The organism is Pseudomonas sp. P867 (assembly GCF_019891455.1).
GTDB classification, from domain to species: Bacteria; Pseudomonadota; Gammaproteobacteria; order Pseudomonadales; family Pseudomonadaceae; genus Aquipseudomonas; species Aquipseudomonas synxantha_A.
Window position 1 is genome coordinate 623,967 of the sequence record NZ_JAFLXB010000001.1, and the last position, 23,543, is coordinate 647,509.

Sequence of the window (23,543 nt, forward strand, 5' to 3'; positions counted from 1 at the left end):
TCCCGATGGTTACGGTCGGTTGCTGCACCCTACGCTGTTGTCGAGACCGGGCTGCGATAGGCCCGCATAAACAACTTCACCACGTCCTGCACATGTTCTTCTGCCTCTTCTGCGCTCAGTTGCCCGCCGCAGCCGTACAACAGGCGAAAGTTCGCCGTGCCCTTGAGCAGGCAAAAGAAGTGCTCCGCCGCTTTGAAGGGGTTGTCGATGTGTAAGGCACCGCTCTGGTCGATCTTGCCGAGCAGGCGCTCCATGCCTTGCAACATGCGCATGGGGCCGGCTTCGAAGAAGATCCGCGAGAGCTTCACGTCCTGATTGCCGGTGGTCATCATCAGGCGATGCAGGTTCACCGACTCCTCGCTGTTGATCAGCCGATGAAAGCCCCGTGCGATGTTCAGCAATACCGTCTCTACGGGCACGCCTGTGGGGAGCTCGAAATACATCACCGGCAATTGCTCTTCACATTTGGCCACTACCGCCGCGGTGAACAACGTCTCTTTATCGGTGAAGTGGCTGTAGACGGTGAGTTTCGAGACGCCCGCCGCAAGCGCGACGGCATCCATGCTGGTGTTCGCGTAGCCATTGCCCAGGAACAGGGATTTCGCGGCTTCGAGGATTGCCTGGCGTTTTGCCATGTCCTTGGGACGCCCGGGGCTGGCGGTGTTCACAGGATTGTCGGACATTTTCACCTTTAATACTGGACTGGCGAGTTTGGTATTAATAACATACCGGCCAGTATAATTATTCCAAGCTCCATTTGCGAAAGGTCCTTCAGCATGCGCAGCGCGTTCCTGCCCCTTGCTTTGCCTGTCAGCCTGGTCTTTTTATTGGCCGCCTGCGGCCATGAAGAAGCGACCCAGGCCACCGTCCGCCCCGCCATGGTGGTGCAACCGCAGCCCTCGGCACAGGCAATGGACAGCTACCCCGGTGAAGTACGTGCCCGTTATGAGCCGGACCTGGCCTTTCGCATCGGCGGCAAAGTCAGCAAGCGGCTGGTGGAAGAGGGCGAGCGGGTCAAGGCCAACCAGCCATTGGCTGAACTTGACCCCCAGGATGTGCGCCTGCAACTGGAAGCCAGCCGTGCCCAAGTGGCCGGCGCTGAGGCCAATCTGAACCTGGTGCGCGCTGAGCGCGATCGCTACAAGACCCTGATGGACCGTCAGATGGTCAGCCGCTCGCAGTACGACAACGCCGAAAACCTCTACCGAGCAGGTGAAGCGCGCCTGAAGCAGATCAAGGCCGAGTTCGACGTGTCGAGCAACCAGGCCGGTTATGCCGTGCTGCGCGCGCCCCAGGACGGCGTGGTCGCCAAGCGTGCTGTCGAAGTCGGCCAAGTGGTCTCGGCGGGGCAGACCGTGTTCACCCTGGCCACCGATGGTGAGCGCGAAGTGCTGATCAGCCTGCCCGAGCAAGGCTTCGGCCGCTTCAAGGTCGGCCAGCCGGTGTCGGTAGAGTTGTGGAGCCAGCCCGAACAGCGCTTCGCCGGACGCATCCGTGAACTGTCACCCGCAGCCGACCCGAAATCCCGCACCTTCGCCGCCCGTGTAGCCTTCACCGGCGGTAAAGTCCCTGCCGAACTGGGCCAGAGCGCGCGCGTATTCATACAAACCGACGGCGTCATTGCGCTCTCGGTACCGCTGTCTGCCCTCAGCGCAGAGAACGGCGCGTCCTTCGTCTGGCGGGTAAAGCCGGACAACACCCTTGAGCGTACGACGGTGCGCATTGGTGCGTTCGGTGAAAAAAACGTGCCGGTGCTCGAAGGCTTGGCTCCCACCGACTGGGTGGTCGCCGCAGGCGTGCATGTGCTGCATGAGGGCCAGCAAGTGCGCCCTGTGGATCGCTCCAACCGTGTCGTGAATCTGGCGGCCAAGGAGTAATCCCGATGGGTTTCAATCTTTCCGAATGGGCGCTGCGTAATCGCCAGATCGTACTGTTTTTGATGATCCTGCTGGCCGTGGTCGGCACCTTGTCCTACACCAAGCTGGGGCAAAGCGAGGACCCGCCCTTTACCTTCAAGGCCATGGTGATCAAGACCAACTGGCCCGGCGCCACGGCCCAGGAGGTGTCGCGCCAAGTTACCGAACGCATCGAGAAAAAATTGATGGAGACCGGTGAGTACGAGCGCATTGTGTCTTTCTCGCGCCCTGGCGAATCCCAGGTCACTTTCATCGCCCGCGACTCGATGCGTTCGGCGCAAATTCCTGAGTTGTGGTACCAGGTGCGCAAGAAAATCAGCGACATCCGCCAAACCTTGCCACCGGATATCCAGGGGCCATTTTTCAACGACGAGTTCGGCACCACCTTCGGCAATATCTACGCCCTGACCGGCGATGGTTTTGACTATGCGGTGCTCAAGGACTACGCCGACCGCATCCAGATTCAGCTGCAACGGGTGCCGGACGTGGGCAAGGTCGAGTTGCTTGGCCTGCAGGACGAGAAGATCTGGATCGAACTGTCCAACCTCAAGCTTGCCACCCTGGGTTTGCCGTTGGCCGCAGTACAGCAGGCGTTGCAGGAACAAAATGCCGTATCGACCGCCGGCTTTTTTGAAACCCCGAGCGAGCGTGTGCAGTTGCGCGTGTCGGGCAACTTCAAAACCGTGGAGCAGATTCGCGACTTCCCGATTCGAGTGGGCGATCGCACCTTTCGTATCGGAGACGTGGCCGATATCCATCGGGGCTTCAACGACCCACCGGCACCGCGCATGCGTTATATGGGCGCGGACGCCATCGGCCTGGCCGTGGCCATGCGCGACGGTGGGGATATTCTGGTACTGGGCAAAGCTCTTGAGAATGAATTCGCACGCCTGCAAAAGAACCTTCCTGCGGGCATGGAGCTGCGCAAGGTGTCGGACCAACCGGCAGCGGTGAAGACCAGCGTCGGCGAATTCGTCCAGGTGCTCGCCGAGGCATTGGCCATTGTATTGCTGGTGAGTTTTTTCTCCCTCGGTGTGCGCACCGGCATGGTGGTCGCCCTGGCGATCCCGCTGGTACTGGCGATGACATTTGCCAGCATGTATTACCTGGGCATCGGCCTGCACAAGATTTCCCTTGGCGCTCTGGTGCTGGCCCTGGGTTTGCTGGTGGATGACGCGATCATCGCTGTGGAAATGATGGCGATCAAAATGGAGCAGGGCTACGACCGGCTCAAGGCTGCGAGCTTCGCCTGGACCAGCACAGCATTCCCCATGCTCACCGGTACCTTGATCACGGCGGCGGGTTTTTTGCCGATTGCCACTGCGCAGTCGAGCACCGGTGAATACACCCGCTCGATCTTCCAGGTGGTGACCATTGCCTTATTGGCCTCCTGGGTGGCTGCCGTGGTCTTTGTACCGTATCTCGGGGAAAAGCTGCTGCCGGACCTGGCGAAAATTCACGCGGCCAAGCACGGCACCGACGGCCCGGATCCCTACGGCACGCCTTTCTACCAGCGTGTAAGACGTTTGGTGGAGTGGTGTATACGTCGGCGCAAGACGGTCATCGTGTTGACCCTGCTGTTGTTTATCGGCTCGGTCGCGTTGTTCCGCTTTGTACCGCAGCAGTTCTTCCCTGCTTCCGGGCGCCTGGAACTGATGGTCGACCTGAAACTGGCCGAAGGCGCCTCCCTGAGCAACACCGCCGAGCAGGTCAAGCGTCTGGAGGTATTGCTCAAGGCGCACGCGGGTATCGAAAACTATGTGGCCTACGTGGGCACCGGCTCGCCGCGGTTCTACCTGCCGCTGGACCAGCAACTGCCGGCCGCCAGCTTCGCGCAGTTCGTGGTGTTGGCCAACACCATCGAGGAGCGTGAAAGCCTGCGCACCTGGCTGATTGAAACGCTCAACGAGCAGTTCCCCGAGCTGCGCTCGCGGGTCACTCGCCTGGAGAATGGCCCGCCCGTGGGCTATCCGGTGCAGTTTCGCGTGACCGGCGAACACATCGAAGAGGTCCGCGCCCTGGCCCGCAAAGTGGCGGCCAAGGTGCGCGAAAACACCCACGTGGTTAACGTGCATCTGGACTGGGAAGAGCCGAGCAAAATCGTGTATCTGAATATCGACCAGGACCGGGCGCGCGCCCTTGGCGTGAGTACTGCCAACCTGTCGAAATTCCTGCAGAGTTCCCTGACCGGTTCCAGCGTCAGCCAATACCGGGAGGACAACGAATTGATCGAGATCCTCCTGCGCGGTACCGTCCATGAACGCACCGAGTTGTCGCTGCTGCCGAGCCTTGCCGTACCCACTGACAATGGTAAAAGCGTGGCGCTGTCGCAGATCGCCACTCTCGAATACGGTTTCGAAGAAGGCATCATCTGGCACCGCAACCGCCTGCCGACCGTGACCGTGCGTGCCGATATCTACGGCAAGGAACAACCGGCGACCTTGGTGCAGCAGATCCTGCCGACGCTCACAGGTGTGCGTGCCGAACTGCCGGACGGTTACCTGTTGGAAGTGGGTGGCACCGTCGAAGACTCTGCTCGCGGGCAAAACTCGGTGAAGGCCGGCGTGCCGCTGTTCATCGTGGTGGTGCTGACTTTGCTGATGCTGCAATTGCGCAGTTTCTCACGCACGGCGATGGTTTTTCTGACTGCCCCCCTCGGCCTGATCGGTGTGACCTTGTTCCTGCTGGTATTCCGCCAACCCTTTGGCTTCGTCGCCATGCTTGGCACGATCGCGTTGTCGGGAATGATCATGCGTAACTCGGTCATTCTGGTGGACCAGATCGAGCAGGACATCAAGGCCGGACTGGCGCCGTGGCAGGCGATTATCGAAGCGACCGTGCGACGCTTTCGTCCGATTGTGCTGACGGCCCTGGCGGCGGTGCTGGCGATGATCCCACTGTCGCGCAGCGTGTTTTTCGGGCCCATGGCTGTGGCGATCATGGGCGGGTTGATTGTGGCGACGGCGTTGACGCTGTTGTTTTTGCCGGCGTTGTACGCGGCGTGGTTCAGAGTCAGGAAGGAGGTAGCGTAGCGAGGTGTTTGCTGTTTCCCGTACATGTGTTTTTTGCGGGTTTCTCTGCCAGGCCGGTGCCTGGCCATCCCCTGATTCCCACCGGGCAGTATTTACATACCGATGCAAACACGCAGTCGCTCAGATGGAACGCTTGCCCTTGTAACTCCACTCAGGCGATGCCTGACGGACAGGCAGAGGACTTGGCACTGCCATGTGGCGGCCAGGCCTTTTCATTGAGTTCATGGAGTTTTACATGTCGTTCTTTAATGCGATTGCGGCTTTCAAAGGGGCTTTTCTCGGGGCCTTGCTGGGTAATCATGCGCCGCGAAATGATTTCGCGGTTACCCAACCGTATAGACCTCATCATGACAGTTCAGGTCATTACCACCGCCCGCATTTTAGCTATGCCCAACCCACCAGGTATCACAACCCGTCATACCTGCATCAACAACCGGTCAACGGGTATCAATCACCCAGCAGACCTTTGTATCCGCTGTTTCGTTAAACCCGTGACAGGCTTGACCTGAAACAACTGCGCCAAGGCCCGTTACCAGCGGCCTTGGCGCAGTAGGGTCGTAGTGCGGGGTTACAGCGCTCCAAACACCTTCTTTGCCAAACTGGTGGCAGCCGCCGCCGGATTCTTGCGAATCGTCTCTTCCTGCTGCGCAATCATCTTGAACAAACCATCCAGCGCTTGCTCGGTCACGTAGTTTTCGACGTTGGCGCTCTTGGCATCCACGGCGCCGAAGGCCGCGGCCTTGCCGGCCAGGGCGTTGTACTGCTGAGCCACGCCGACCTTGTCGGTAGCGGCCTTGACGATGGGCAGGAACTTGGCGCGGATTTCCTCTCGGCTGCTTTTGTTCAGGTATTGGGTGGCAGAGTCCTGACCACCGCTGAGAATGCCCTTGGCGTCGGTCACGCTCATGTTTTTCACCGCATTGACCAGAATCGGCTGGGCCTGGGTCACGGCGGTTTCAGCCGCTGCGTTCATGCTGGTTTCCAGCTGTGTGACCTGGTCACCCATGCCGAACATTTTCAGCTTGTCGGCGACTTTGCCGAGCTTGCCTGGCAGGCCGATTTTTACTTCCGGGTTGTTGCTGAAACCACCGGGCTTGCCCAGTTGTTTGACGGCAATCTGCGCACCTTGGGTCAAGGCATCCTTCAGGCCGCCGCTGGCGTCGCCCTGGGACAGGCTGCCAAGGTCGAGGGCCATGGCGTTGGCACCGAACAGCAAGCCGGCACACAGGGCAGTGAGGCGAAGAGATTTGCGGAGCATGGGCGCTTCCTTATGACGTGAATTGATCAGTGTGCGACCGCATCAACCCGCAGACGCAGCGGCTGTGGATCCTGGCCATTGAGTTGCACGGCGTGCCGCTCTGTAGTGATAAACAGTAGCTTGCCATCCAATTCGATGCGAGCGCTGACCGAGTAAGTATGGCCTGGCTTGACCTGGGCCGGGTCGTAGCTCAGGTGAAACGGCAACGGCACCTGGCCTTTGGCCGGGCCTTTCTGTTCGGCGAGGGTCACGGCCGGGGCGTCCATGAGGGACACATCTTGCAGGCTGACGCTCAAGGTGGCAGCAGGCGGCAGGGCAATACGTTGCAGATAGAACACTTCGCCGTCGAGGCTGGCTTTTGGGGTTGGGGTCATTGATTGGCAGGCTCCGAGCAGGGCGGTCAGGCCCAGGAGAATGATCTTTTTCATGGTGCAGCTCCTTTTCAACGGCGCCGGAATCCGCCCGGCGCCTCAGTCAATCTAACGGCTTTGTTCAGGTGTGACCGCTTCTGCTTGCGCCAGCGCTTCGGCTGCGCCATCTACGCGGTGCAAGGCCACCTGGCGGATCGACAGGCGAATATCGGCCGGCAGTACGCGTTTGGCGGCGCCTTCAGCCAGTTCGCCGAGCAGGTCGTGATAGCCCAGCTTGCCGGCTTCATCGCGACGCAGCACATCTTGCTCCAGCAACGTCTGAATAAAATGTCGGAAAAGACTCTTGTCGAAGAATTCCGGTGCGTTGAGACCGTGCAGGATTGATAGGCGCTGGGCCATGATCGTGCACAGGTCTTCCAGTTCTTCGGCGCTGATGCTGTTCTGGCCGCTGTTGAGCAGCAGCGATATCGCCATGTAGAACCGTTGCAGGGTCTGGGCGATGCTCTTGGACAACAGCGTCAACAGCACAAATTGTCGCGAACTCGGCGCCGGGCGCAGGTACACAGCGTTTTCGAAGCGCAGCAGGCCTTGTTCGACAAACGCGTCCAGCCACTGGTCGACCACGGTGTCCAACTCTTCCAGCGACCAGCGGATAAACAGCTCCGATTGCAGGTACGGGTAGAGCGCACGGGTGTAGCGCAGGATCTGTTCGCGGCTCATCCGCGAGCTGCTCTGGAAGAAGCTCGCCAGCAACGCCGGCAGGGCGAAGATATGCAGCACGTTGTTGCGGTAGTAGGTCATCAGGACGGCGTTCTGTTCGTCCAGGTAGACAATCTTGCCCAAGGCGTCGCTTTGTTCCGACAGCAGCTTCATGTCCTTGACGTGCTTGATCAGCGCCAGGCCATCGCCCTCCGGCAAGGTCGTGTGGGGCGAGTAGGGAACGCGACGCAGCAGCGCCAGGTACAGGTCGAGCTGGCGCGCCATGGCTTGTTCATCCAGGGCCAGGCGTGTGGTCGACAGCAGGGCCAGGGCCACCAGGTTCACCGGGTTGATCGCCGCGGCTTCGTTCAAGTGCCGCGCCACCTGCTCGCCAAGGCGGTTGGTGGTTTCGTTGAGCCACGCCGGCTTGTAGTTCGGGCCCAGTTCCTGGGCGCGCCAGTCCGGTTGCTCGGCGTCGAGAAATTCGGCCAGCTTGATCGGCTCACCGAAGTTGACCGCGACCTGGCCGAAGCGCTGCTTGAGGGCGCCGACCACTTTGAAAATATCGAAGATCGACTCTTTCTTCTTGCTCGCGCCACGCAATTCGCCGAGGTAGGTGCGGCCTTCGAGCACGCGTTCATAGCCGATATACACCGGCACGAACACGATCGGCATACGCGAGGAGCGCAGGAAGCTGCGCAGGGTAATCGCCAGCATCCCGGTTTTCGGTTGCAGCATACGCCCCGTGCGCGAGCGGCCGCCTTCGACGAAGTACTCCACCGGGAACCCCTTGGTGAACAGGGTGTGCAGGTATTCATTGAACACCGAGGTGTACAGCGGGTTGCCCTTGAAGGTGCGGCGCATGAAGAACGCACCGCCACGGCGCAGCAGGCTGCCGATCACTGGCATGTTGAGGTTGATACCGGCCGCGATGTGCGGCGGGGTCAGGCCGTTCTTGAACAGCAGGTACGACAGCAGCAGGTAGTCGATGTGGCTGCGGTGGCAAGGCACATAGATCACCTCGTAGCCTTGGGCCACCTTCTGCACGCCTTCGATGTTATTGACCTTGATACCGTCGTAGATCTTGTTCCAGAACCAGCTCAGCACCACTTCCAGAAAACGGATCGCGGTGTAGGTGTAGTCCGAGGCAATCTCGTTGCCGTAGCGCAGCGCCAGGGCCTTGGCTTTTTCCGCAGAGATTTTTTCTCGTTCGGCTTCATCAAAAATGGCCTGGCGCACCAGCGGCATATTCACCAGCCCCTTCACCAGGTTACGGCGGTGAGACAGGTCGGGACCGATCACTGCCGTCTTCAGGTTACGAAAGTGCACGCGCAGGATGCGCTGGGCCATGCGCACGGTGCGTTCGTGACCTTTATTGTGCTCGATCAATTCACGCAGGTTGATTGGCGCGGAGAATTGCACGCGGGTCTTGCGCCCCAGGATCAGGATGCTCAGCAACCGGCGCAGACGCCCGGTCACTGCCCAACTGTCGGCAAACAGCAGTTTCCACGGGCTGGACTCGCTTGCAGGAGACTGACCCCAGAACACGCTGACGGGAATGATTTGTGCATTCTCTTCGGCGTGCTCGGTGAGGGTATTGACCAGGCGTGTCAGGGTGGGCGGTGCACCGCGCTTGTCCTGGCGGCCGAGCCAATCCGGATCCGGCGTGAGATAGAAGAACGCCGCGGGCTCCATCAATGGGCCTACCGACACTGGCAGCACCGGGCGCGGCAAGCCGGCCTTGGTGCACTCGGCATCGACCACCGCCAACTCGGTGAGGGAGGGTGATTGCAGGACGTAGAAAACCGGCCGGCTGCGGTCCAGGTTAAGGGTGAGGGACGACTGGTTGATCGTCTCCGAGCGAACCCAGAGGTACAACAGTCGGCGCAAGGTGCCAAACACCAGACGGCGGAACGGGGAGCGGGTCATAGGCGAACTGCTTCAAGTGGAAAAAACCGAGCAGATGCTCGGGCAGGTAGTGTGCCGTATTCACCGAAAATCGGCAAAAAAGCAGCGATGTAAACTTGAGTTGATGGTTTTTGAGCCTGTCTTATACTCGGCAGTTCAATACGTGCGACTCAACAATAAAAAACCAGTGGGAGTGAACAGATGGCAACGCGCGAAACCGGCAATGTGAAGTGGTTCAACGATGCAAAGGGCTACGGCTTTATCCAGCGTGAAGACGGCAAGGACGTGTTTGTGCACTACCGCGCCATTCGCGGTGAAGGCCACCGCTCGTTGGCCGAAGGCCAGCAGGTGGAATACGCCGTGGTCACGGGGGAGAAGGGCTTGCAGGCAGAGGATGTGGTCGGTTTGTAAGTTCAGCACTGAACCAATGTGGGAGGGGGCTTGCTCCCGATGGCAGAGTATCAGTCAATGTATTCAGTGACTGATACTCTGCCATCGGGAGCAAGCCCCCTCCCACACTTTTGATTGGGTTTACAGATCAGGATCAGGTGGTCTTCCAGGTGATCTGCTCTTCACCGTCTACGCTGATGCGAATCCAGGTATCGGCACTTTCCTCGCCTTCTTCCTCAACCCACGTCCCCGGTGCGCAGCGCACTTCAACATTCAATGCGGCAAACGCGGCGCGGGCGCAGGCGATGTCGTCGTCCCACGGGGTCTGGTCGCTTTCCAGGTACAGGCTGTTCCATTTGCCTACAGCCTTGGGTAGCCAGGTAACTGGCACGCTGCCGGCCTTGCACTTGTAGGTCTGGCCTCTCTGGACCCAGTCGGAGCAAGGGCCCAGGGCGGCGCCCAGCCAGGCGGCGATGGCCTTGTGATCGACGTCGGCGTCTTTCAGGTAAATCTCGATATCGGGTTGGCGCATGGATGTTCCTCGTTGCGGGATTCGAAAATCCATTCGCGGATATTTGTAAAGTCAGCTATTGAAGCACGAAATAATCGTAGCGCATCGACACCGTGACCTGCAGCGGCTCGGCCGCCTCGATCACTTCGGCGCGGCGCTCGGCACTGGCCCGCCAGCCATGAGGCGTCATGGCCAGCAGGTTGGCGCGGTCTGCAGGCTCGGCCAGGCTCAGGGTGAACTCAAGGGTTTCACTGTGCGCCAGGCTCATGCCCTCCGGCACCAGGGCCAGGTGTTTATCATCGGTGTACTCGCGCACTTCGTCGTACAGGCGCTCGCGCAGTTCCATCAAGTGGCCGCTGGTCGGGCCGACCTTCATCAAGCCGCCGCCGGGGCTGAGCAGGCGCTTGGCTTCTTGCCAGTCCAACGGGCTGAACACGCTCGCGAGGAACTGGCAGCTGGCATCGGCCAAGGGTACTCGGGCCATGCTGGCGATCAACCAGGTCAGCGCCGGGTTGCGTTTGCACGCGCGCTTGACCGCTTCCTTGGATATATCCAGGGCATAGCCATCGGCGTCGGGCAGCGCCTCGGCGATTTGCGCGGTGTAGTAACCCTCGCCACAGCCGATGTCGACCCAGCGCTGCGGTGCGCGCTCGGCGGCCAGCTCGGCCAGGCGCTTGGCCACCGGGGCGTAGTGCCCGGCGTTGAGGAAGTCACGGCGTGCCTCGACCATGGCCAGGTTGTCGCCCGGGTCGCGGCTGTTCTTGTGCTGCACCGGCAACAGGTTCAGGTAGCCCTGGCGCGCACGGTCGAAACGGTGCCCGACCGGGCACGCCACGCCATTGTCCACCGCGTTGAGCGGTGCGCTGCAAATGGGGCAGGCAAGCATCAGGCGAGCAACTTGATCAGGGTCTGGTAATAGATTTCGGTCAGCACATCGAGGTCGCTGGCCAGGATGCGCTCGTTGACCTGGTGGATGGTCGCGTTGACCGGGCCCAGCTCGACCACCTGGGTGCCCAGCGTGGCGATAAAGCGCCCATCGGAAGTACCGCCGCTGGTGGACGCCTTGGTCTCACGCCCGGTGATCGCCTTGATACTGGCAGATACTGCATCCAGCAGCGCACCCGGCTCGGTGAGGAACGGCAGGCCCGACAGCGCCCAATCCACATGCCAGTCCAGGCCATGTTTATCCAGGATGGCCGCGACCCGCTGTTGCAGGCCCTCGACGGTGGATTCGGTCGAGAAGCGGAAGTTGAACACCGCCGTCAGGTCGCCGGGGATCACGTTGGTGGCGCCGGTGCCGGAGTTGAGGTTGGAAATCTGGAAGCTGGTCGGCGGGAAGAAGGCGTTGCCGTCATCCCAATGCTCGGCAGCCAACTCGGCCAGAGCCGCTGCAGCCAGGTGGATCGGGTTCTTCGCCAGGTGCGGGTAAGCCACGTGGCCCTGTACGCCGCGTACGGTCAAGGTGGCACCGAGGGAGCCACGACGGCCGTTCTTGACCACATCGCCCACCAGAGTGGTGCTCGACGGTTCGCCGACGATGCACCAGTCCAGGCGTTCCTTGCGTGCAGCCAGGCGTTCGATTACGGCCTTGGTGCCGTGATGCGCCGGGCCTTCTTCGTCGCTGGTGATCAGGAAGGCGACCGAGCCCTTGTGGTCCGGGTAGTCGGTGACAAAGCGTTCCGCCGCCACCAGCATCGCCGCCAGGCTGCCTTTCATGTCTGCCGCGCCACGGCCGCAAAGCATGCCGTTTTCATCGATCAAGGCGTCGAATGGGTCGTTCTGCCAGGCCTGCACCGGGCCGGTCGGCACCACGTCGGTATGGCCGGCGAAGCACAGCACCGGGCCTTCGTGCTTGCCGTGGGTGGCCCAGAAATTGTCTACGTCTTCGATACGCATCGGTTCAAGCGCAAAACCGGCGTCGCCCAGGCGCTGCATCATCAGCTTCTGGCAATCGGCATCGATCGGCGTGACCGAGGGGCGACGGATCAGGTCGATGGCCAGTTGAAGGGTCGGCGAAAGGTCGGCATGGGCCGTCATGGGGAAACTCCGGAAAGCGTGTGATGGGCGCAGGACGAATGTGGAAATATCGAGCCTGGAGCGACGCAATTCCAATGTGGGAGCTGGCTTGCCTGCGATAGCATCACTGCGGTGTGCCTGTCAGACCGCGGCGTCTGCATCGCAGGCAAGCCAGCCCCCACATAGAATTGGGCCAGGCCAAGTCTCACAAAAGGGCCGTTATCTTATAGCAAAACGGCGGCCAGAGGCCGCCGTTTAGTGCATTGCGCAAGTTTTTACACAGCCGTGGCGGGCTCAGCCTTCGGCGCCGGTTTCGGCAGCGACGACAAGAACGCCATGATCAGCGCAGCCACGTAGGGCAGCGACTGCACCAGCAACATCACGACCCAGAAGCGAATGTCATTGCTTGGCAGGCCCTGCACCAGGTAGATCCCCAGCGCGGCGCCCCACAGCAGCAGCATGATGAACATTTCTTCGCGGGCTTCAGAGATCGCTACCCAGAAGCCATGGTTGTCCGCGTTTTTCGGCGTGCGAAAGAACGGAATGCTGGTGGTGAAGAAGCCATACAACACCGCCTTGGCGATGGTATGGGACAACGCCAACCCGGCCAGGGCCGCGCAGAACGCATCTTTCAAGTTCACCCCTACGGCACGACGGTAGAGGAAGATGATCTTGCCGACCTTGAACACGAACAACGCCAACGGCGGGATTGCGAAAATCAGCAACGGCGGGTCGACCCGTGTCGGCACGATGATCATCGCCGCCGACCACAACAGCGCGCCGACGGTAAAGAAGATGTTCATGCCATCCGCTACCCACGGCAACCAGCCCGCGAGGAAGTGGTAGCGCTGGCCGCGAGTCAATTCGGTGTCTTTGCCACGTATCAGGCTGGCGGTGTGACGCTTGATAATCTGGATCGCGCCGTAGGCCCAGCGGAAACGCTGTTTCTTGAAGTCGATAAAGGTATCCGGCATCAGGCCCTTGCCGTAGCTGTCGTGGTAGTACGCTGCCGACAAGCCTTTCTCGAACACGCGCAGGCCCAGTTCGGCGTCTTCACAGATGCACCAGTCGGCCCAGCCCAGTTCCTCAAGCACCGAGCGACGGGTCATGGTCATGGTGCCGTGCTGGATGATCGCGTCACGGTCGTTGCGGGTAACCATGCCGATATGGAAGAAGCCTTTGTATTCGGCGTAGCAGAGCTTCTTGAAGGTGCTTTCGTTCTGGTCGCGGTAATCCTGGGGCGACTGCACCACGGCGATTTTCGGATCGGCGAAGTGCGGCACCATGTGCTTGAGCCAGTTGGGTGACACGCAGTAGTCCGAGTCGATCACCGCGATCACTTCGGCATCCTTGGCGGTGTGCGGGATCAGATAATTCAACGCGCCCCCCTTGAAACCAGCCAGGGGTGCGACGTGGAAAAACTTGAAGCGCGGGCCCAGGGTTTCGCAGTAGTCGCGCACCGGTTCCCATACCGCCGGGTCCTTGGTGTTGTTGTCGATGATCAGGACTTCGTAGTCCGGATAGTCGAGGGCAGCCAGGGCGTCGAGGGTCTGTTTGACCATCTCTGGTGGCTCGTTGTAGCACGGCACGTGGATCGACACTTTCGGACGGTAGTCCGAATCGCCTTCTACCGGCAGGAATTCACGCCGGCGCTTGTGGGTCCATACCGCTTCCGCCAGTTCGTGGGCTTCGGTCAGCAACACGATAAATACGCCGAGAGCACCGAGGGCCAGCAACACGCCGACTATCAGGCTGAACCAGGTGCTGTATTGCTGGCTGTAGTCGTAGCCGATCCATACCAGTACCGACCCGCACAGAAACGCAATAAAGGTCAGGAAGGTCCGGCCCCGCTGGCGCAGCGCCGAGCCGTCGATCATCAACAGGGTCAGGGACAGCAGTGCAAGCACCACCGAGCCGATGGCCAGCACCCGCCATTGCGGGATAGCAACGACCGGGCCTTCAAAATTGAATTTCTGCTGGCGCGCGGCGTTGAACACGCCCCAGTAAGCACCTGCCGAGCCTTCGTCACTGACTTTCCACGGCTGATCGAAGGCCTCGATCACGAAGTAGTTGTAACCCTGGCGGTTAAGCTTGTTTACCAGGGTGCGCAGGTAAATGGCCTGGTCAGCCGGCGACGATTCATTACCACCGCGCATACGGCCGTTACTCGGCCAGCCAACTTCCGACAGCAGCAGCGGCTTTTTCGGGAAGGCTTTCTTCAGATCCTTGGCACGGTCGAGTACGTACTGGCCGGCCTTGTCCATCGGGATGTACTCCCAGAACGGCAGGATGTGCGCGGCGATCAGGTCGACGTGCTTGGCCAGTTGCGGGTTCTTTTCCCAGATGTGCCATTGTTCGGAAGTGGTCACCGGCACTTTCACGGCAGCGCGCACGCGGTCCAGCAACACAATCAGCGCTTCAGGGGTGATTTCGTCACGGAACAAGGCTTCGTTGCCGACCACCACGCGCACGACACTGCGCGAGTTATTGGCGATCTCGATGGCACGCTGGATTTCACGCTCGTTGCGTTCAAGGTCCGGGCTGATCCAGATCCCCAGGGTCACGCGCAGTCCGAACTCTTCGGCCAGCTTGGGGATTTCGCCCAGGGAGCCATCGACCGAGTAGGTACGGATGTTGTCTGTCAGCTTGCTCATGATCGCAAGGTCCTGACGCATCTGCTCTTCAGTCGGAAACTGATTCTTCTGCGGGTACTGGCCTTGCTGGAACGGCGAGTAGGAAAACCCGGAGATCTGTTCAGGCCAGTTGGGAGCGGTGACTGGGCGGTTGATCAGCGCCCAGAAACCGGTGAACAGCGCGGCGATGGCCAGCACGATCACCAGGTTGAGTCCAAATTTACGCGATGCCATGGTTATGTCGGGTTCCAAAAGGTGCGGAACGAAAAGAGGTGTCGGCCTACGCCGAACGGCGCGCATCCTACACCGGCCTTTCCCTGAGCGTATAGCAGACAGAGAAAAGCCGGACGTTAGTCTGCGAAAGTCCACCTAAGTTCTTTACTTGTAGCTGGAAGCTTCGAACTTGTCGCGCTGTAGTCCATAATGCGCGCCGGTTTTTGGGGTAATGATCATGAGTACAGAAGATCCGCGGTTTGCAGGCGTCGCCCGCTTGTACGGCATCGAAGGGCTGGAACGCTTGAAAGCGGCCCATGTGGCGATTGTCGGCGTCGGCGGCGTGGGCTCCTGGGCGGCGGAAGCGATCGCCCGTTGCGGGGTGGGCGAGATTTCGCTGTTTGACCTGGACGATGTCTGCGTGAGTAACAGCAACCGCCAGTTGCACGCCCTGGACAGCACCGTGGGCAAGCCCAAGGTCGAAGTGATGGCCGAGCGCCTGCGAGGCATCAACCCGGATTGCACCGTGCATGCCGTGGCGGATTTCGTCACCCGCGACACCATGGCGGAGTACATCACCCCGAATATCGACTGCGTGATCGACTGCATCGACGCCGTCAACGCCAAGGCGGCGCTGATTGCCTGGTGCAAGCGCCGCAAGATCCAGATCATCACCACCGGCGGCGCTGGCGGGCAGATTGACCCGACGCTGATCCAGGTGTGCGACCTGAACCGCACCTTCAATGACCCGCTGGCCTCGAAGGTGCGCTCCACCCTGCGCCGCGACTACGGTTTCTCGCGCACCGTCACCCGTCATTACAGCGTGCCGTGCGTGTTTTCCACCGAGCAACTGCGCTATCCGAAGCCGGACGGCAGCATCTGTTTGCAGAAGAGTTTTGTTGGCGACGGCGTAAAGTTGGACTGCGCGGGCGGGTTTGGCGCGGTGATGATGGTCACGGCTACCTTCGGGATGGTGGCGGCGACCAAGGCGGTGGACAAGATTGTGGCTGGGGTGCGCAGACCTTCGGAGCGGGTCAAGCCCCTCTGAGTCTCAGAGTTTCACACCGTTCAAAATGTGGGAGGGGGCTTGCTCCCGATGGCGGCCTCAGGGCCGACCAGGATGTTGGATTAGACCGAGTACATATCCGTTATTTAGGTAACGGCCGCTATTGGTTCCGCTTTTACAGCGGGTCACTTTTGGAAAAGAGCCCGGAATGCCGGCCCAGCCAAAAGTAACCAAAAGGGCTCTTGCCCCACCACTCGGCACCTCGCTTAGGCTCGGTGTGCCCGCAATCCGCCATGGATTTGGGCCAGCGTGGTTTAACGGGGCGCCTAAGATCGAGATCAAGAGCGGCTCGCTTCGCATCGTGGTTACCGTCGGTTGCTATCAAGTTGGAGTGTCAGATTGATAGATCTGGTGGCTGATACGCCGCCATCGGGAGCAAGCCCCCTCCCACATTCAGTTGTGTGTATGGCTTAGTTCGCGCATACGTTGCAGGACTGCATTCAAGCCGTTGGTGCGCGATGGTGACAGCTGCCGGGACAGGCCCAGTTGTGCAAACCAACCCGGCAAATCCACCGCTTGCAGTTCATCAGCCGACAACCCATTGACCCGCGCCAGCAACAGCGCCACCAACCCGCGAATCATTCGCGCCTCGCTGCTGGCAGCAAACTGCCAATGGCCGTCCTGCAAATGCCCCACCAACCACACCAGGCTTTCACAGCCTTGCACCAGGTTGGCGTCGACCTTTTCATCATCCGCCAACGCGGGCAGTCGCTCGCCCCATTGCATCAGCATCCGCGCGCGCTGCTCCCAACCGCCGACAGCCTGGAATGCCTGCAGCGCAGCCATCGCGTCCACTGGCAAGCTCATCGCAACATATCCAGCGCCTGGTCCAACGCTTCAAAGAAGCGCTCCAGGTCATCGGAGTCGTTGTACAGCGCCAGGGACACTCGAATGGCGCCGGATAAGTGCAAGGCCTTGAGCAGTGGCATTGCACAGTGATGCCCGGCGCGCACGGCGATGCCTTGCTCGGTCAACAGGTGAGCCAGGTCGGCGTTATGCACACCGTCCACCACAAAGCTCACCAGCGCTGCTTGCGGTGATCCCAGTACGCGCACGCCATTGCGTGCTTTCAGCCCGCGCAGCAAATAGTCGTGCAGTGCCGCTTCATGGGCGGTCACGGCGTGCTGATCCAGTGAGCTCAGGTAATCCAGGGTGGCACCCAGGCCGATCACGCCGGCAATGGGCGGCGTGCCGGCTTCGAACCCCAGTGGGGCAGGGCGGAAGCTGGCGCCTTGATAATCTGCCTGCTGCACCATCTCGCCGCCAAACTGCCAGTGGCGCAGGTGATGCAGGGCAGCGTTGCGACCGAACAGCACGCCGACGCCGTCCGGGCCGTAGAGCTTGTGGCTGGAAAATACGTAGAAATCGCAGCCCAGGGCCTGTACGTCGTGGCGACCATGCACGATGCCTTGGGCGCCATCCACAACAGTCAGGGCACCGTTTGCCTGGGCCAGTGTCAGTAGCGCTTCCAGCGGCTGCCAGGTGCCCAGCACGTTGGACAACTGGCTCACCGCCAGCAGGCGCGTGCGCGGGCCGATCAATGATGCGGCGGCTTGCAGATCGATCACGCCGTCATCGTCCAGGGGCAATACCACCAGCGTCAGCGCACGCCGTTTGGCCAATTGCTGCCAGGGCAACAGGTTGGCGTGGTGTTCCAGGGCACTGATGGCTATCTCATCGCCCGCATTGAATAGGTGCTCAAGGCCATAGGCCAAGAGGTTCAGCGCAGAGGTTGCGCCGTGGGTGAATACGACCTGCCCGCTGTCGCCTGCATTCAACCACTGCGCGACCTTGCTGCGACTGTCCTCAAAGGCTTGGGTCGCATGGGCCCCCGGCAAATGCTGGGCGCGGTGCACATTGGCTGCGCCATTGGCGTAGTAATGGCTGATGGCATCCAGCAGGGCCTGGGGTTTTTGGGCGGTGGCGGCGCTGTCCAGATAGGTCTGGTCTTGCCTTTGCAGGGTGGCGATCGCCGGGAAATCGGCGCGCCAGGGGGAGGGCACAAGCATGGTGATCAAGACTCGTATAAGCGGGCCGCACCCGAAGGTGCGGCCCGCTAGTGGCATCGAGTGGCTGCTTAGTTGTGAGCGTGCAGCGCTTCGTTCAGTTCGATGGCCGATTTGTGGGTTTTGCACTCCACGGCACCGGTCTCGGAATTGCGGCGGAACAGCAGGTCCGGTTGACCGGCCAACTCGCGCGCCTTGACCACCTTGACCAACTGGTTCTGCTCGTCAAGCAGCGCAACCTTGGTGCCGGCGGTGATGTACAGGCCCGACTCCACGGTGTTGCGGTCGCCCAACGGGATACCGGTGCCGGCGTTGGCGCCAATCAGGCAGCCTTCGCCCACCTTGATCACGATATTGCCGCCGCCCGACAGGGTGCCCATGGTAGAGCAGCCGCCGCCCAGGTCCGAACCCTTGCCGACGAACACGCCTGCCGATACACGGCCTTCGATCATGCCTGGGCCTTCGGTGCCGGCGTTGAAGTTGACGAAGCCTTCGTGCATCACGGTAGTGCCTTCGCCCACGTAGGCGCCCAGGCGGATACGCGCAGCGTCAGCGATGCGCACGCCGGCCGGTACCACGTAGTCGGTCATTTTCGGGAACTTGTCCACCGAGAACACTTCCAGCAGCTCGCCACGCAGACGCGCTTCGAGCTGGCGCTCGGCAAGTTCGGCGATGTCGATGGCGCCCTGGCTGGTCCAGGCCACGTTCGGCAACTGCGGGAACACGCCTGCCAGGTTCAGGCCGTGAGGCTTGACCAGGCGATGGGACAGCAAGTGCAGCTTGAGGTAGGCCTCTGGCGTGGAGGTCAGCGCGGCGTCTTCGGCCAGCAGTGTGGCAACCAGTGGGGTGTGGCTTTCAGCCAGGCGATTCAGCAGCGCGGCTTGAGTGGCGTCGACGTTCTTGAGTGCATCTGCCAGTTGCAGCGCTTGGCTGATGGTGAACGTGATCGCCTGGTTGCCCTCGGTGTAACCCAGGATCGGCGCAATGGCGGCAACGATCTCGGCCGACGGGTTGAGCAACGGTTGTGCGTAAAACACTTCCAGCCAAGCGCCTTGGCGGTTCTGAGTGCCGACGCCGAAGCCCAGGCTGAACAGGGAATTGGACATGCTGTTACCTCTACAAAAATGGAAGGCTGGCCTACTTGAGGGCCGCCGAATAACTATCTGGCTTGAAGCCAATCAGGGTTCTGTCACCGAGATCGAGCACTGGGCGCTTGATCATCGAGGGTTGTGCGAGCATCAATTCAATGGCTTTCGACTGATCGAGATCGGCTTTGCGTTCGTCTTCGAGTTTGCGAAAGGTGGTGCCCGCACGGTTCAAAACCACCTGCCAACCGTGCTCGTTGCACCATTGGGTCAAGTGTTCACGGTCGATACCGGCCGTTTTGTAGTCATGGAACTCGTAGCTCAGCGCGTGCTCATCGAGCCAGGTGCGCGCCTTTTTCATGGTGTCGCAGGCTTTGATGCCGAAAAGGTGCAGGGTTTTGCTTGAAGCGGTCAAGGAATTGCCCCCCTTTGGACCAATGAAAAATGAAAGATCACGGATTATGCCACGACCAGCCGGTTTCGGCGCCGCTCGTCAGCATCCTGCGACTTTTGTGCAAAAGCCGGTGCGCGGCTTAGGCGAGTAACATAGCGGGGTAATATGGCACTTCAACGGCCAGTTGTTGCCTGATGTGTCGTTGCAAGTCGATTGTCCGGGAAACCCGCGTTATGCAAACCGCCTACACCGTTCTTATCCTGCTGATGCTGGTCAGCTTTTCGCGTCTGGTCGGACGCATCATCCCGCTACCGTTGCCCTTGCTACAGATTGCCGCCGGCGCCTTGCTGGCCTGGCCCACATTGGGGCTGCATGTGGCGTTGGACCCGGAGCTGTTCCTGTTTCTGTTCCTGCCGCCGCTGTTGTTTTCCGATGGCTGGCGCATGCCCAAGCGCGAATTGTGGCGCCTGCGTGGCCCGATTCTGACATTGGCGGTGGGCCTGGTGCTGTTTACCGTGGTCGGCGCCGGCTACTTCATTCATTGGTTGCTGCCCTCGATCCCCTTGCCGGTGGCCTTTGCCCTTGCGGCGGTTTTATCCCCGACGGATGCCGTGGCGGTGTCGGCCATTTCTCAGAATCGCTTGCCTAAACCGCTGATGCACATGCTTCAAGGCGAGGCGCTGATGAATGACGCGTCAGGCCTGGTGACCTTCAAGTTTGCCCTGGCGGCGGCGTTGACCGGGGTGTTTTCCCTGGCGGATGCCAGCCTGACCTTTGTATTGGTCGCCGTGGGCGGCTTGGCGGTCGGGGTGGCGTTGAGCTGGCTGGTCGGCCGTCTGCGCGCGTGGATGATTGCACGGGGCTGGGATGACCCCGCGACCCATGTGGTGTTCATGCTGTTGTTGCCCTTTGCTGCCTACGTGTTGGCTGAGCGTCTGGGCGCTTCGGGCATTTTGTCGGCGGTGGCGGCGGGCATGATGCAGAGCTGGCTCGACCTGCTGCCGCGCCAGACCAGTACGCGGTTGCTCAACCGCAGCGTCTGGTCGCTGCTGGAGTTTGCCTTCAATGGCCTGATTTTCCTGCTGCTCGGCCTGCAACTGCCGGACATCATCAAGGCTGTGGTCAGCCACGAAACCACCCTGTGGCCCACCCTGTTGTACCGCTGCCTGGACGTGGTGGCGATCTTTCTGGTGCTGGTGGTGCTGCGGTTTATCTGGGTGCAGAGCATCTGGCGGCTGTCGGGGTTGCTGCGCAGGCTGCGTGGCAAAAGCGCGCTGACCCTGGTGCCGACGGCGCGCTCCTGCTGGTTGCTGACCGTCGGCGGTGTCCGCGGTGCGGTGACGTTGGCGGGTGTCATGTCGGTGCCCTTGCTGCTGGCGCCGGGCCAGGATTTCCCTGAGCGTGACCTGCTGATCTTTATCGCCGCCGGGGTCATCCTGCTATCGCTGGTCGCCGCTTGCATTGCCCTGCCGTTGCTGTTGCGTGGCGTGGAGAAAAGTCCGGATGAGAAGCGCCACAACGAAGTGCGCGAGGCCTGGAAAAAGACCGCCGTGGCGGCGATCCATGCGTTGGAGGTCGAAGAACCCGTCGAAGCCGAAACGCCGGATGCCGCTCAGGCTGCATTGGCCACCGAGCTCAAGGCGCGGCTGATGGCGGAGTATCGTCATCAGTTGGACGTATTCAATGACTCGGCCGAGGCTCAGGCACTGGCGCTGCAAATGGATCAACTGGAGCGCAGGCTGAGGCTCAAGGCGCTACGTGCGCAGCGCCTGGAGCTCTACCGTTTGAGTCGCCAGCATCAGATTGGCGACGATGTACTGCGCGAGGTATTGGCGGATCTGGATATGAGTGAAGCGAACTTGGGAAGTGTTAAGTAGGGCTGGAACTGATCATTGCCCGGATGCTTGAATTGAGCAGTTTGCCCAAGAGAGTTTTATCTTCTGGATAGAGCGACTGCATGAACTTTTTATCGTCTTCAGACAGTTTGAAGTTGCGCGGGATGGGGGGACCACTGTTGAGTCTTGAAGCAGGAAAGCCATAGTGCATGATGGATTTGTCATCATAGTTTGCAGAGGCTGTTACCTGGGGGCGTGAAAAAGTCCTGATGATATTGTTATCGGCCTCATAGCTGAATTGCCTACGCGACTCGTACTCGTCATAGATATTCTGTCTATTCAGGTCCAGTGTGCGATCCGGATGCTGGTGCTCATGCTTCAAACCCAGGGCGTGGCCGAATTCGTGTTGAACCGTCGCGGCAATGCTGTCCGGTGAATCTTTGAAGCCAATACTCATGGTCGGTTTGGAGAGGGGGACGTTTTTTGCATCGGTTCCCACGCTTGACCATCCGGCGTGACTGTTATTGTCTGCAGTAATGCGTATGTCACCGTTAGGGCTGTCAATAAATTTCAAGTAGAGGTTAGTGTGCGGCGCCCATTTATTGATGTTGTGCTGTACCAGATCCTTTTGTTCCTGTGTCATGTTCAGTCGCGAGATGGTCAGCACTGAATGTTGAGGCCATAGTTTGTCCGGCATGGCGACGCCGCGTTTGGCTCTACTGTGAGGTGCGCTCACGGAGTGAGGAGAAACGGGACGGGTTGGGATGGTGGGGGGCATGTCGTTCACCTGAGCGTGTGTACCAGATGAACGTGGGTGGAGCATTTAACAGGCTTTGTTCCCATTGATGGGTTGCAAGATACATCGGTAATGGCCGCTCCCACGGTGTGGGAGCGGCTTGAAACTCAAACGCGGCGCTGTATGAAATCGCGAATCCGCTCAGCCGCTTCGACACATTCGGCCAATGGCGCAACCAATGCCAGGCGCACACGCCCTGCGCCTGGGTTGAAACCGTCGACTTCGCGGGACAGGTAAGAGCCCGGTACTACCGTCACATGTTCTTCCACAAACAGATCGCGGCAGAAGTCCGCGTCGTCACCGTTCACCTTCGGCCACAGATAGAAGCCGCCGTCCGGGCTTTGTACATCCAGCACCGGTTTGAGGATCGCCAGCACCGCATCGAACTTTTCGCGGTACAGGTCACGGTTGGCCAGTACATGGGCCTCGTCCTGCCAGGCAGCGATGCTGGCTAGCTGGGTTTGCACCGGCATCGCGCAACCATGGTAGGTGCGGTACAGCAAAAAGGCCTTGAGGATGTCGGCGTCGCCGGCCACGAAGCCCGAACGCAGGCCCGGCAGATTGGAACGCTTGGACAGGCTGTGGAATACCACGCAACGCTTGAAGTCCTGGCGCCCCAGCTCGACGCAGGCACTGAGCAGGCCCGGCGGCGGGGTTTGTTCGTCGAAGTACAGCTCGCTGTAGCATTCGTCGGCGGCGATCACGAAGTCGTATTCGTCGGCCAGGGCGATGAGTTTTTTCAGTGTGTCGACGGGAATCAGCGCGCCGGTCGGGTTGCCTGGGGAGCACAGGAACAGGATTTGGCAACGTTTCCAGATGTCGGGGGAGACGGCGTCGAAGTCCGGGTTGAAGCCATTGCTATCCAGGCACGGCAGGTAATGCGGCTTGGCCCCGGCCAGGAACGCGGCGCCTTCGTAGATTTGGTAAAACGGGTTGGGGCTAACCACCAGCGCATCGTCGCCACGGTTAACCACGGTCTGGGTGAAGGCGAACAGGGCTTCACGGGTGCCGTTGACCGGCAGGATGTTACGCGCCGGGTCCAACCAGCCCTTGGGCACATTGAAGCGGCGTTCGCACCAGGCGCCGATGGCTTCACGCAGGGCAGGGGTGCCCAGCGTGGTGGGGTACACCGCCATCTGGTCGAGGTTGTTGCTCAGCGCCTCGGCGACAAAGGTCGGGGACTTGTGCTTGGGTTCGCCGATGGACAGTGCAATCGGGCGTTTGTCTGGGTTCGGCGTCACGCTGCCGAGCAGGGCGCGCAGTTTCTCGAAAGGGTAGGGCTGCAACTGGTTAAGGGCGTTGTTCATATAAGCCTCTATCACGGTGAGCGCGGCCCCTGTGGGAGCTGGCTTGCCTGCGATGGCATCACTGCGGTCGACCTGACGGACCGAGGTGTCTGCATCGCAGGCAAGCC

19 protein-coding genes are annotated in these 23,543 nt (G+C 60.5%); 5 read left to right on the top strand and 14 right to left on the bottom strand.

What is annotated here, in order from left to right:
• Positions 1-29: 29 nt before the first annotated feature.
• On the bottom strand, positions 30-683 hold the full coding sequence (locus tag J1G33_RS02875) for a TetR/AcrR family transcriptional regulator (RefSeq protein WP_223017664.1): 654 nt from the start codon (positions 681-683) through the stop codon (positions 30-32).
• 93 nt (positions 684-776) lie between these two features.
• Between J1G33_RS02875 and J1G33_RS02880 the strand changes: the two genes are divergently transcribed.
• Both J1G33_RS02880 and J1G33_RS02885 read left to right on the top strand, forming a co-directional pair.
• Positions 777-1,877: an efflux RND transporter periplasmic adaptor subunit gene (locus J1G33_RS02880; RefSeq protein WP_032877470.1), complete on the top strand. Its 1,101-nt coding sequence runs from the start codon at positions 777-779 to the stop codon at positions 1,875-1,877.
• Between the two features lie 5 nt (positions 1,878-1,882).
• The gene (locus J1G33_RS02885; protein WP_223017665.1) at positions 1,883-4,948 is read left to right on the top strand and encodes an efflux RND transporter permease subunit; all 3,066 of its coding nucleotides are present in this window, start codon (positions 1,883-1,885) and stop codon (positions 4,946-4,948) included.
• A gap of 568 nt (positions 4,949-5,516) precedes the next feature.
• Here J1G33_RS02885 and J1G33_RS02890 read toward each other — a convergent pair.
• The 3 genes from J1G33_RS02890 to plsB are packed head-to-tail and all read right to left on the bottom strand — an operon-like array spanning position 5,517 to position 9,205.
• Complete coding sequence (locus J1G33_RS02890; protein ID WP_005785540.1) at positions 5,517-6,206, bottom strand: DUF4197 domain-containing protein; 690 nt, start codon at positions 6,204-6,206, stop codon at positions 5,517-5,519.
• Between the two features lie 26 nt (positions 6,207-6,232).
• Positions 6,233-6,634: a YbaY family lipoprotein gene (locus J1G33_RS02895; protein ID WP_223017666.1), complete on the bottom strand. Its 402-nt coding sequence runs from the start codon at positions 6,632-6,634 to the stop codon at positions 6,233-6,235.
• A gap of 51 nt (positions 6,635-6,685) precedes the next feature.
• Complete coding sequence (gene plsB, locus J1G33_RS02900) at positions 6,686-9,205, bottom strand: glycerol-3-phosphate 1-O-acyltransferase PlsB (RefSeq protein ID WP_032877465.1); 2,520 nt, start codon at positions 9,203-9,205, stop codon at positions 6,686-6,688.
• A 180-nt stretch (positions 9,206-9,385) separates the two neighbouring features.
• Here plsB and J1G33_RS02905 point away from each other — a divergent pair, with 180 nt between their 5' ends.
• A complete protein-coding gene (locus J1G33_RS02905) occupies positions 9,386-9,595 on the top strand; it encodes a cold-shock protein (RefSeq protein ID WP_003219353.1) in 210 nt (69 codons plus the stop codon).
• A gap of 133 nt (positions 9,596-9,728) precedes the next feature.
• On the opposite strand, the gene J1G33_RS02910 is transcribed toward J1G33_RS02905, so the two are convergent.
• The 4 genes from J1G33_RS02910 to J1G33_RS02925 form a co-directional block, all read right to left on the bottom strand.
• The gene (locus J1G33_RS02910) at positions 9,729-10,106 is read right to left on the bottom strand and encodes a hypothetical protein (protein ID WP_032877463.1); all 378 of its coding nucleotides are present in this window, start codon (positions 10,104-10,106) and stop codon (positions 9,729-9,731) included.
• Between the two features lie 55 nt (positions 10,107-10,161).
• Entirely contained in the window at positions 10,162-10,971 is an 810-nt protein-coding gene (locus J1G33_RS02915; protein ID WP_032877462.1) for a putative RNA methyltransferase, read from the bottom strand.
• Positions 10,971-12,122 (bottom strand): succinyl-diaminopimelate desuccinylase, encoded by a 1,152-nt coding sequence (dapE, locus tag J1G33_RS02920; protein ID WP_005785553.1) that lies wholly within the window; start codon positions 12,120-12,122, stop codon positions 10,971-10,973. Before dapE ends, J1G33_RS02915 begins: the two co-directional genes overlap by 1 nt.
• A 254-nt stretch (positions 12,123-12,376) precedes the next feature.
• On the bottom strand, positions 12,377-14,968 hold the full coding sequence (locus J1G33_RS02925) for a glycosyltransferase (protein WP_005785555.1): 2,592 nt from the start codon (positions 14,966-14,968) through the stop codon (positions 12,377-12,379).
• A gap of 211 nt (positions 14,969-15,179) precedes the next feature.
• Between J1G33_RS02925 and tcdA the strand changes: the two genes are divergently transcribed.
• Complete coding sequence (tcdA, locus tag J1G33_RS02930; protein ID WP_032877460.1) at positions 15,180-15,995, top strand: tRNA cyclic N6-threonylcarbamoyladenosine(37) synthase TcdA; 816 nt, start codon at positions 15,180-15,182, stop codon at positions 15,993-15,995.
• A gap of 411 nt (positions 15,996-16,406) precedes the next feature.
• Here tcdA and J1G33_RS02935 read toward each other — a convergent pair whose 3' ends face one another.
• The 4 genes from J1G33_RS02935 to J1G33_RS02950 all read right to left on the bottom strand — a co-directional run bounded on the left by J1G33_RS02935 (position 16,407) and on the right by J1G33_RS02950 (position 19,465).
• Positions 16,407-16,820 (bottom strand): SufE family protein, encoded by a 414-nt coding sequence (locus tag J1G33_RS02935; RefSeq protein ID WP_103733446.1) that lies wholly within the window; start codon positions 16,818-16,820, stop codon positions 16,407-16,409.
• Entirely contained in the window at positions 16,817-18,022 is a 1,206-nt protein-coding gene (locus tag J1G33_RS02940) for a cysteine desulfurase (protein ID WP_223017667.1), read from the bottom strand. The genes J1G33_RS02935 and J1G33_RS02940 overlap by 4 nt, the downstream gene beginning before the upstream one ends.
• Positions 18,023-18,090: 68 nt before the next feature.
• A complete protein-coding gene (gene dapD, locus J1G33_RS02945; RefSeq protein ID WP_032877456.1) occupies positions 18,091-19,125 on the bottom strand; it encodes a 2,3,4,5-tetrahydropyridine-2,6-dicarboxylate N-succinyltransferase in 1,035 nt (344 codons plus the stop codon).
• Positions 19,126-19,156: 31 nt separating this feature from the next.
• On the bottom strand, positions 19,157-19,465 hold the full coding sequence (locus J1G33_RS02950; RefSeq protein ID WP_241092152.1) for an arsenate reductase: 309 nt from the start codon (positions 19,463-19,465) through the stop codon (positions 19,157-19,159).
• A 266-nt stretch (positions 19,466-19,731) separates the two neighbouring features.
• Between J1G33_RS02950 and J1G33_RS02955 the strand changes: the two genes are divergently transcribed.
• Positions 19,732-21,375 carry a Na+/H+ antiporter gene (locus tag J1G33_RS02955; protein ID WP_032877381.1) on the top strand — a complete coding sequence of 548 codons (1,644 nt, stop codon included), beginning with the start codon at positions 19,732-19,734 and terminating at the stop codon, positions 21,373-21,375.
• Here the strand turns inward: J1G33_RS02955 and J1G33_RS02960 are convergent.
• Together J1G33_RS02960 and dapC are read right to left on the bottom strand one after the other, a co-directional pair.
• On the bottom strand, positions 21,368-22,111 hold the full coding sequence (locus J1G33_RS02960; protein ID WP_164699506.1) for a M12 family metallopeptidase: 744 nt from the start codon (positions 22,109-22,111) through the stop codon (positions 21,368-21,370). The two genes, J1G33_RS02955 and J1G33_RS02960, sit on opposite strands and share 8 nt — an antisense overlap.
• 125 nt (positions 22,112-22,236) lie before the next feature.
• Positions 22,237-23,436 carry a succinyldiaminopimelate transaminase gene (gene dapC / locus J1G33_RS02965; RefSeq protein ID WP_103733451.1) on the bottom strand — a complete coding sequence of 400 codons (1,200 nt, stop codon included), beginning with the start codon at positions 23,434-23,436 and terminating at the stop codon, positions 22,237-22,239.
• Positions 23,437-23,543: the final 107 nt, after the last annotated feature.

Excerpts from the sequence above, each read along its gene's own strand:
- J1G33_RS02875 (WP_223017664.1), bottom strand. The coding sequence starts at position 683 with ATGTCCGACAATCCTGTGAACACCGCCAGCCCCGGGCGTCCCAAGGAC.
- J1G33_RS02950 (WP_241092152.1), bottom strand. The coding sequence starts at position 19,465 with ATGAAAAAGGCGCGCACCTGGCTCGATGAGCACGCGCTGAGCTACGAG.
- J1G33_RS02925 (WP_005785555.1), bottom strand. The coding sequence starts at position 14,968 with ATGGCATCGCGTAAATTTGGACTCAACCTGGTGATCGTGCTGGCCATC.
- J1G33_RS02910 (WP_032877463.1), bottom strand. The coding sequence starts at position 10,106 with ATGCGCCAACCCGATATCGAGATTTACCTGAAAGACGCCGACGTCGAT.
- J1G33_RS02905 (WP_003219353.1), top strand. The coding sequence starts at position 9,386 with ATGGCAACGCGCGAAACCGGCAATGTGAAGTGGTTCAACGATGCAAAG.
- tcdA (WP_032877460.1), top strand. The coding sequence starts at position 15,180 with ATGATCATGAGTACAGAAGATCCGCGGTTTGCAGGCGTCGCCCGCTTG.
- plsB (WP_032877465.1), bottom strand. The coding sequence starts at position 9,205 with ATGACCCGCTCCCCGTTCCGCCGTCTGGTGTTTGGCACCTTGCGCCGA.
- J1G33_RS02885 (WP_223017665.1), top strand. The coding sequence starts at position 1,883 with ATGGGTTTCAATCTTTCCGAATGGGCGCTGCGTAATCGCCAGATCGTA.
- J1G33_RS02955 (WP_032877381.1), top strand. The coding sequence starts at position 19,732 with ATGCAAACCGCCTACACCGTTCTTATCCTGCTGATGCTGGTCAGCTTT.
- dapE (WP_005785553.1), bottom strand. The coding sequence starts at position 12,122 with ATGACGGCCCATGCCGACCTTTCGCCGACCCTTCAACTGGCCATCGAC.
- J1G33_RS02890 (WP_005785540.1), bottom strand. The coding sequence starts at position 6,206 with ATGCTCCGCAAATCTCTTCGCCTCACTGCCCTGTGTGCCGGCTTGCTG.
- dapD (WP_032877456.1), bottom strand. The coding sequence starts at position 19,125 with ATGTCCAATTCCCTGTTCAGCCTGGGCTTCGGCGTCGGCACTCAGAAC.
- J1G33_RS02915 (WP_032877462.1), bottom strand. The coding sequence starts at position 10,971 with ATGCTTGCCTGCCCCATTTGCAGCGCACCGCTCAACGCGGTGGACAAT.
- J1G33_RS02940 (WP_223017667.1), bottom strand. The coding sequence starts at position 18,022 with ATGCTTGTGCCCTCCCCCTGGCGCGCCGATTTCCCGGCGATCGCCACC.
- J1G33_RS02960 (WP_164699506.1), bottom strand. The coding sequence starts at position 22,111 with ATGCCCCCCACCATCCCAACCCGTCCCGTTTCTCCTCACTCCGTGAGC.
- J1G33_RS02880 (WP_032877470.1), top strand. The coding sequence starts at position 777 with ATGCGCAGCGCGTTCCTGCCCCTTGCTTTGCCTGTCAGCCTGGTCTTT.
- dapC (WP_103733451.1), bottom strand. The coding sequence starts at position 23,436 with ATGAACAACGCCCTTAACCAGTTGCAGCCCTACCCTTTCGAGAAACTG.
- J1G33_RS02935 (WP_103733446.1), bottom strand. The coding sequence starts at position 16,820 with ATGAGCTTGCCAGTGGACGCGATGGCTGCGCTGCAGGCATTCCAGGCT.
- J1G33_RS02895 (WP_223017666.1), bottom strand. The coding sequence starts at position 6,634 with ATGAAAAAGATCATTCTCCTGGGCCTGACCGCCCTGCTCGGAGCCTGC.